At 49.7% G+C, this 1,929-nt stretch carries 1 pseudogene; it reads right to left on the reverse strand.

The features are described from left to right. Window positions 1-1,681: pseudogene (locus ACTIE6_RS23375) on the reverse strand (gliding motility-associated C-terminal domain-containing protein); the annotation flags it as partial. Between the last annotated feature and the right edge of the window lie 248 nt (window positions 1,682-1,929).

The following is a 1,929-nucleotide window of genomic DNA, read 5'->3' on the forward strand; positions in this document are numbered from 1 at the left end:
GTCCTGAAACAGCAGCAGGTTTGGTCCATTTAACAGTGATAACGCCCCTTGTCTCGCTGGTAGAATCAACAGTGACATTGGTTATAACCGGCATGAGCAAAGGCAGTTTGAGACAGAACTCGTCAGAAGCGACACTTTCGCCCCCACCCACCAGGCTGCCCGGCTCAGAACCAGTGGTACCTGGCCTTGGGAAAATGACTACCAGACGGTAGCTGTACGAAACGCCCGGCCTGAGGCCCGCGCCATTTCCATTGTCCAGGAAAGTAGTCTGTGTAACGGGCACGCGCGCTACTTCTTCGTAGCCTGAACCAGCAGGGATACCTGTGATACAAACATCCTCTGGGATATCGGTACATCCTTCTTTTCTGTAAATAACTACCCTTGCACCTTGTACCTGGCATTTGTAGGCAGCCCAGTTGAGCCTATAAGCGGTACCTGCCGGGTCAGTGGCAGCCACGGCGACAAGGCCGGTAGGTTTAGGCCCGTAGACGCGGATGTTCAGGGTGGTCATATCAACGAGCTTGCGGAACAAAGACGGGTTGGGGGCGCCACTTGCAGGGGCGTCTTCTACTTTGAAGAGTACATCGTAGGGTTCCATGCGGATGTGGTTGCAGGAAGTCTGCCAGGTAAACTGTCCCACGACGGTGTTCTGTGAACCTTGCTGTGGAACATTGAATGCAGCCAGGGCAGGCGGTACCAATGCGCTCTGGTAGACCCCACCGGTGGAAGTAAGTGTAAGCCTGTCCCCATTCTTGTCAGTGGCCCTGATCTGCTGGTTGATGAAAGTACCTGCTTCCACGCAAATATCTTGCAACGGGTCCATCAAAGGTCGGTCGTTGCGGGCGTCGTCGACGATGATCTGCATATCGCGGACAATCTGCCCGATCAGGACACCATCCCGCCATTCTTCGACGATGAAGGCTACGTTGTAATAACCTTTGGTAACAGGCGCATCCCAGACCAGATCACCGGTAAGTTCATTGATGCTGAAATTGGCCGGAGAAGCACCTGCCTCCGTTCGGCCAGGCGCGCCGATCTGGTTAGGATTTACATATTGCAAATTGATACCTGCGCCATTTACGCCACTTCTTTGGGGTACGAAAAGGCGGTACGCAAGGCTATCACCGTCAGCATCAAATGCATTGGGATTGTGAATGTAACGCTGTCCTACTGCTGCAAGATCAATGGGCGCATTTAGTAGAACGGGAGTTTGGTTAGCACCGAACTGTGGATTGATTTCAAGAATGGTACTAACGTAAAAGTTGAGGTTTTGAGTGGGCGGAGGTCCGATATTCAGGATTCCATTATTTCTGTTATCCTCCTCAAATGAGATTCTGTAAGCTGCCGCAGCCGGAAATGTGTAATTGATGATGTAGGTATTTCGGGTTGTATTATTTCCGATATCCGGCGGCGGGTTTTCAACTCTTGGCGCTTCAAGCACCACCGGGGTACCCGAAGACTGCACGTTACCTATGGTAAAAAAGATGGTGTTCTGAGCATTAGCTGCACCCTCTCCATTCTGCATATCAAAATAGGCAGTGAGTTTAAGCTCATAAGTAAGGCCCGAGATTCTCCTTGCTGTAATTTCTCCGGCACGAATGTGCGTGGCCATCGCATCAAAGCCGGAAAACAAAAAGCAAAGCGAGAAAGTATATAGTAGAAGTCGTAGAGCAGAGCGCATATATGTTAAATCAAGCTGTCGGATAGAGGTTTTAAAGCCTGTTAATCACTTTTCAACTAACTAGATGAACGAAAATTTACACAAAAATGTGTGCGTTCAAAGCGAATATATGTGATTATGTAAACTTACCAAACAACTCCTTCAATCATCTCCGGATAGTAGTTTAACCGGCGCTCTGTTTTACCTCTCCCTTACCTGAGCAGCTGGACCCATCCTTTCAGGATAGTTTGCGGGCTTTCTCTTTTGGC

It is taken from the genome of Dyadobacter sp. (assembly GCF_051859145.1).
Lineage (GTDB): Bacteria > Bacteroidota > Bacteroidia > Cytophagales > Spirosomataceae > Dyadobacter.